Below are 6,914 nucleotides of genomic sequence, written 5' to 3'. Positions count from 1 at the left end.
AGACCCCGTCCCCCGTCCCCCCCCCCCCCCTCTGCGCCGCTAGTCTACGATCTTCACCCAGAAGGGGCTGTCGCTGACCTTCGTGGGAGTCTTCTCCGGGTCATAGGTGATGAGCCGGTACTGGCCGTAGAAGGCCATCAGCGCATCGCCGTGTTTCTGGTTGTAGCTGGTGTGCACCGCACGGACGGAATAGTGAATCTTGTCCAGGGCGGCCCCTTGCTCGGTGGAGGCGAAGGGATATTCGTCGCACTGGAGCGCACCGGCGTGCGTGGCCGCGTACTGCTCCTTGAAGTAGTACTGGCAGTAGTTGCCGTACGGCGTCAGGGAGAAGGCGTCCTGCGGCACGTAGATGGCGTGGCCGCCAAAGACCTTACGGTTGGCGCGCTCGTTCTTGTCGGCTCCTCTCCAGAGCGGCTGACCCTCGTCGGTGGTCGGCGCCTTGTCGTAGTTACCTGCGATGATTTTCTTCAGCTCGTTCCCCAGCGGCCCTCTGACCGGCGGATAGTTGTTGTTCCTGCCGTTGGTCGTGTCCCCTGGGCGGTACGGCGGAAAGGTGGATGCGTTCTTGCTCTGGTTCAGGGCGTCGGCGATGTGGTCAATGACGGGCAGGAAGTTCTTGTTCTTGCTCCTCGACATCACGAAGACGCGGTCGGCCCTGATATTGACGCAGCCGCCCTTGTGCTGCTCGCCGAACAGCCCGTTCAGCTTCCAGTCGCAACGGAAGCTGGGTGCGTACAGGTCGTTGGTCGGAATGCCGTGTCCCCAGCGCACCACGCCGAGCCGCTTGCCGTGCTGGGTGAGCATCTCCTGGTCCCACAGCCGCAGCTTGCCCTCCTGATTCTCGTAACCCGTGATCGCGGGCATGACGGAGCAGACCTCTCTGTCCTTGGGCGCCGCCGGCTCCGGGGTCGCGATCCGGTACTCGAGGTAGGTGCCGCGCCAGGCCTCGATCGTCTTGCGCTGGCTCGGCACTCCGCTCGTGATCTTGCAGGTGGACGACGTCTCAAGGCCGATCCGGATCTCCACGTCGTCCAGCTCGTCGTCCAGCCCGGAGAGCCGTACGCCGGTGTTGTAGATGCCGAAATCGGAGAGCTTCAGCCAGAACTTCATGTCCTGCGGCTTCATGCCGGTGGTGGAGTCGCCTCCCTTGTAGATCTCCTTTCCTGACGAGGTGCCCAGATAGCCGGTCGCGACCCAGGTCGCACGGAAGGAGAAGACGTCGCCGGGGTGCAACTGGTCCACCAGCTGCGCGGGCATGCGCAGTTGCGGGGGGAACAAGTAGGTCCACGCCGCAGGCTTGCGCTTCTTGACACCGCTGCCGTCGTCGTCCTCCTCCCAGCCCGCGTACCCGATGTAGGCGGTCCAGCAAGAGCTGTAGGGCTGCTCCTGCGAGCGGGAGTAGGAGTCGACGAACCTGGGCGCCTTCTCGGTGGCGTGACAGGTCTCCAGCGACGGATGCCGGTAGTCGAAGTTGTCGGTGGCCACGGCGGCGGGGGACGCCGCCGCGGACGGTGCCGCGGACCGCTTGACCGCGGGAGCCGGTCCCGCTACCAGAGCGGCGATCTCCGTGGCGCCGAGCGGCTGCTGGAAGACCTGGACGTCGTCCAGGTCGCCCCGCATGGCGCTGCCCAGCGTCATGGCGGTGTTCGCGTGCCAGGCCGTGAGGCTTACCGGCGAGGTCTTGACCAGGTTGCCGTTGAGGTACAGCGAGGCGGTCTTGGCCGTGGCGTCGTACACGCCCGCCAGGTGGAACCATTCGTCGACGGGCGGTTCGACGTCGGACAGAACACCCTCGGCCGTTGCATCGGCAGCGTCAGCGTTGGTGAGAGTGAACACCAGGCCGTGGTCGGCAGTGTTGCCGAGCCGGAAGGGCGCCTGGTGGGCGCCTCGCTGCTCGGCCACGGTGTAGTCGCCGTCCTTGTCGCTCCAGCGCAGCCAGGCGGCGGCGGTGAAGCTCTGGTCGGTGCGGATCACTGGTCCGGTGGTCTGGGCCAGGGGCTCCTCGCCGGGCTGGGTGACATCGACGGTGACCTGCCGCCAGTCCGACCAGGCCGAGGAGGCCTGCTCGGTGACCGCGCGCAGGCGCCAGCGCACCTTCCATCCGTCGGTCAGCTTGCCCGCTGGGACGGCGATGCTCGCCTGGGTGCCGGAGGCGATGTTGTCTGCGGCGCCGGTCCAGATCTGGCCGGTGCCCTGCCCGGTCGCGGTTGGGTCGTGCTCGATCTCGGCTTCGGCGCGCAGCGCTTGGCCGGTGGGGTGGGTGAGGGTGGCCTGCAGTGTGGGGGTGAGCGTGGTGGTCACCGTCACGCCGTCCGCCACCTTCGACGGGGTGATGGTCAGGCCGGTGGCGGTGGGCTTGGGCAGGCTGACGGTGAGGGTCTGCCAGTCCGACCAGGCGGAGGCGGCGGTGGATGAGACCGCGCGGGCTCGCCAGCGTACCTTCCATCCGTCGGTCAGCTTGTCCGCCGGGACGGTGATGGTCGCCTGGGTGCCTGCCGGGACGTTGTCGGCGCCACCGGTCCAGATCTGGCCGGTGCCCTGCCCGGTCGCGGCCGGGTCATGGTCGATCTCGGCCTCGACGCGCAGCGGCTTCCCTGCCGGGTCGCTCACCTGGGCCAGCAGTGCCGGGGTGAGGGTGGGGGTGACGGTGGTTCCGTCCACCTGCTCGGACGGGGTGACCTGCAGCGCGCCGACGGACGGTTCGGAGACCGGGTCCGGCACGTCCACGGTCAGGAGTTGCCAGTCTGACCATGGTGAGCCGACCGTGGTGGCGGTGTTGATCGCTCGGACCCGCCAGCGCACCTTCCACCCGTCGGTGAGTTTCGCGTTGGGGACGGCGATGCTGGCCTGGGTGCCGGATGCGACGTTGTCCACGGCGCCGGTCCAGATCTGGCCGGTGCCCTGCGTGGTCGCGGCCGGGTCGTGCTCGACCTCGAACTCCGCCCGCACCGGCTGGGCGGCCGGGTCGGTGACCGTGGTGTGCAGGGTCGGGGTCACGCTCGTGGTCACGGTGACGCCGTTTGCCACCTGTGAGGGGGTGACCTGGAAGGCGCCGACCGTTGGGTTGGGTACATCGACCGTGGCTGTCTGCCAAGCCGACCACGCCGAGGCGGTGGCGGCCGTGGCGTTGACTGCACGAGCTCGCCAGCGGACCTTCCAGCCATCTGCCAGCTTGCCCGCAGGGACGCCGACGGCGGCCTGGCTGCCGGAGGCGACCGCAGGTGAGGCACCGGCCCAGATCTGGCCGGTTCCTTGGCCGGTCGATGCCGGGTCGTGTTCGACCTCGAACTCGCCGGCCAGGTTGCCGCCGACGGTGTCGGCGACGGTGGCGGCCAGTTGCGGGGTGAGCGAGCTGGTCACGGTCGTGCCGGCAACATCCTGCGCCGGGGTGATCGTGAGATTAGCGATCGTGGGGGACGATGCGGGCGCGTTGGTCGTGACGACCAGCTTGGGCGGGGCGTTCCAGTCGGTGTCGTCGGAGGAGGCGTACATCCGCCATTCGATGGTGGTGTTTTCGGTCGGAGCCTTCAGCACCAGGCCGTGGTTGGCCGCGCCGGCCGCCCAGTCTTGGCTGATGCCGGTGATGTTCCATTCCGTCGGAGTCAGGGTGCTCGTGCAGTCGATGGATGTTTTGTTGATTTGGGCGTCTTCGGTGGTGAAGGCGGGCTTGTTCGCCCAATAGAGGTTGTTCTCATCCCAGGCGCCGGTCACCCGGGCCGCCTGTACACCCTGCCCGACTGCTGCTCCGCAGGTCTTGGCATCGATGATCGACATCGACAGCTTGGCGTCGGTGACGGTTTTGCCCACGAGTGAGGAGGTGTCGAAGCGCAGAAGGGCGCGCATCTTCTGGCCCGTTTGCACACCTACTGGCAGGGCGTTGCTGGTCGGATAGGCCGGGGAGTCGACTGTGTCGGTGCTGAGGACACTGAGGTCGTTGTTGACCGGCAACGTCGTGGACGGATCCACCCGGACCGGGTACACGGTCTTCGGGTCCGACAGGAACGCATGGTCCGGCTTGAGCACCAGCTCTGTGCGCCCGGCCTGGGCCACGACTTGGGTGTCGATGACCGCGTGCTTGGCCAGCGGTAGGCGGCCCTTGGCGCTGCCGTCCCACATGATCGGCTGGGGGGCTGAAGCCACGAGCTTCTTGTCCTTGGCCTTCAGCAGCAGCCGCCCGCCCTTGCCCTCGGACAGGGTCAGGCCGTCGCTCTCTACGCCGATACGCAGTTCCAGCGGCTTCGACGGCCGCTGCCGCAGCACGACATCGTGCCGGAACCCGGTCGGTAGTACCGTCACCACCAGGTCGGCTCCGGCGCCGGCGGCGTCGGTGTAGGTGGCCACGCTGCCCTTGACGGTCGGCTTCGGCAGCGGTGTCGGCCAGCGAAGCGCGTACGACTTCCCGTCGGCGGACATTTTCACGAACGGATCCGTGCCGCTGGCGGAAACCTCCACGACCGCGTCCTCGGCGAGGGCCTTCGGCCGCAGCTTGCCGCCCTGCCCGGCCAGCGTGGTGTCGATCGGCACCCATCTGCCGTTCTGCCTGGTCCGCACTGGACCGGTCGTGACCTCAGTCTTGAACGTCTTCCCGTCAGGCTGGGCGTAGGTAATGCTGGTCGCGGTCGTCTCGTCGGCGACCTCGACGGCCTTGCCCTGCTTGACCGCCGCCGCAGAGGCAGCGATCCGCGCCTGCGACGGCACGTTGGAGAGCGCGTTCCCGCTCTTGCCGGCGATCCACGCCGCCGTGTCGTTCAGGCTCGCGTCGTGGTCATTGCCAGACGAGTCGGCGGCCGTACGGCCGTCCCCCTCGTCAAAGCCCCACTGCCCGGCCGCCTTCAGCAGAGTGGTGAACGACCATGAGTACGCGCTCATGGTGTTGTCGAACAGGTCGCTCGCCCCCGAGACCACGGCGGTGTACGTGGTGCCGGGCCGCAATGCCCGTTCCGGAGTGAAGGTCGCCACGGTGCCGGTGTCGTCGAATGCCACCGTTCCCGCGACCTCGGTGCCTGCCGGGTCCTTGAGCACCACGACCGCGCCGCCGGCCTCCTCGTGGAAGGTGATCTTCAGCTTCGTGTCGAGGGGCACGTCCACGGCGCCGTCCGCAGGCTCGACGGAGACCACCTGCGGCGCGCGGGTGTCCTCGCCACCGCCCTCGTAGCCCTCCTCGTTGATGTCGAGTTGGTCCGTCTGGATTTCGTACGCCTCCCCGTCGCGCTGTCCCGCGATCCGGCCGGCGAACTCGTTCCCGATGGTGATCTGCTCGCCCTCCTCGGGCTCGTATATCGACCTGGCGAGGGCTTCCTCGTAGGAGGGGAGGCTCGTGATCGGGTCGGGCGAGGTGAAGAAGAAGTCCTCGATGACGGGCGGCTCGGGAGCCTCGAAGTCAACGGTGAGGATGGGCGGGTGGAGCCGCCCCTTACAGGCCTCCAACGGGGTACTCCTGCAGCCGCCTGCCTCGTCGGTCCGGTAGCGGCGCCAGTTGGTGCTGTCCGATTCGCTCCCGGCAGCCAGCTGGACACCGTAGTTGGCGGCGCCGTCCGACCATGCCTGGACGATCTCGTCGATCGAGTAGACCAGGTCCCATTCTTTGCCTGCCCAGCTCGCGGCTCCACTGGTGCAGTTGGGGCTGTATGCGGCATATTCGGTGATCTGACCCGTTGAGGTGACCGACGGCTGGCTGTTCCACGTCATGGTCGCTTCGTCCCAGGCCGACGTGATCCGCCGGGTGGTGATCCCGGAGCCGACGTAGGTCCCGCAGTCGTTGGACAGGTGGTTCCACAGGATCAGGTCAGCGTTCTGTACCTTGAGGCCGCGGAACTCGGCGGGCATGTCGGGGAACTTGATGTAGCTGCGCCAGCGGACGGTGCCGTTGTTGGACTTGCCGACCAGGATCCGGTCCAGCCGGAAGTTGTCCCAGCTGTCAGGATAGTCCGCGTCATTGACGAAGGTGTCCCAGCCCTGTTTGGGCAGGCCGCCTGCGCCGGTATGGGTCTCCCACCAGTCGCCCGCCACGGCCGCCATGGTCACGGGATAGGTGACCGCAGGGTCGGCCAGGAACGTGGCGTCCGGGGTGAACATCAGCGTCTTGCCGTCGCCATCGAGGCTGACGGAGGCCTTACCGACCTTGCCCGCATCGATCGGGGCGTAGGCGTCGGCGGCCGTGGCGTCCTGCAGGAGCGTGGGCCGCACCTCGGTCAGCGTCTTGCCGTCCTTACCCACAATGATGGGCTGGTCTTGAGCATTCTTACTGAAGGAGAGCCCGGCGGGCAGTGCCACCGGCACCTTGAAGGTGACCGGTCCGGTAGGCCGTTCGCTGATGATGACCTGCTGCCGGAAGCCGGTCGCGGTCGCGGTCACCAGGAGGTCGCGGCCCTTGCCGTAGGCGGCTGGGTATCGCGCTGTGTTGCCCTTCAACGTGGGCTTGGGCAGCGTCGACGGTGTGGTGATCTTCGCTGTGTCGTCGGCGCCTGCCGTCGCTTGGCTCTTGAGCAGAGATTTGTCCTGCCCGGCGGACAGGGTGAGGGTGCCGTTGATCGCCTTGGGCTTGATCGCGCCGGCCTGTTCGACAAGCGTGGTGTCGATCGGGGTGAAGCCCTTGCCGTCGGTGTTCTTGACCCGGACTGGCTTGCTGTGCAGCTCCATTCGGAGGGTCTTGCCGTCGGGGTTGGCGTAGAAGGTGCCGCTCTCCGAGCGGAGCGACTCGATCTCGACCCGCCGGTTGTCCTTCTTGGCCCGCGCCAGCGCCTCGCCGGTGGGGGTGCTCGGCGGTGACGTCGTGGCGGGGCGAGTGGGGGGTGGTGTGCCGACCTGGGCGATCGCGGGCGCACTCAAGAGCGAGAGCGGCATCGTCAGGGCCGCGATCAGGGCAGCGCGACAGCGCGTCCGGGGCGATAAGCCGGACGCTGTGGGTGGTGTGT

1 protein-coding gene is annotated in these 6,914 nt (G+C 67.7%); it reads right to left on the bottom strand.

Annotated features, from left to right (window positions below):
- Positions 1-39: 39 nt before the first annotated feature.
- The gene (locus tag AC3EO4_RS53210) at positions 40-6,828 is read right to left on the bottom strand and encodes a DNRLRE domain-containing protein (protein WP_431904093.1); all 6,789 of its coding nucleotides are present in this window, start codon (positions 6,826-6,828) and stop codon (positions 40-42) included.
- Positions 6,829-6,914: the final 86 nt, after the last annotated feature.

This window comes from Nonomuraea sp. bgisy101, assembly GCF_057708945.1.
The sequence above is the reverse complement of the archived record's forward strand: the minus strand, read 5'-3'. Positions and strand labels throughout refer to the sequence as shown.